Genomic DNA, 255 nt, shown 5'->3' with positions numbered 1-255 from the left:
AAGCTACCTTTTTCAAATTTCCAGCTAAAACATGACAAGCTCCATCCAAATAGTCCAAACAACGACGAGCCTGCACCTCTGTCATATACTGAAAATCAATCAAGATACTTTCGTTTCCTGCCAATAAATCAACAATTTCTGTTGCATCCTCATATTTTCTAGGATAACGAACATCTATAATGACCTTATCCGTTGCACGCTGACTCTGATTTGCCAATTCCTGTTGTCTTGCATGAAGTCTGGTGATATTGTTCT

At 38.4% G+C, this 255-nt stretch carries 1 protein-coding gene; it reads right to left on the bottom strand.

Annotation, left to right across the window (positions count from 1 at the left end; genetic code table 11):
* Window positions 1-255: cell division protein SepF (gene sepF, locus N8L39_RS09375; RefSeq protein WP_261039393.1), on the bottom strand; the 255-nt coding region annotated here is incomplete at both ends.

It is taken from the genome of Streptococcus mitis (genome assembly GCF_946190285.1).
GTDB lineage: Bacteria > Bacillota > Bacilli > Lactobacillales > Streptococcaceae > Streptococcus > Streptococcus mitis_CP.
This window is presented reverse-complemented; position numbering and strand designations above follow the sequence as displayed.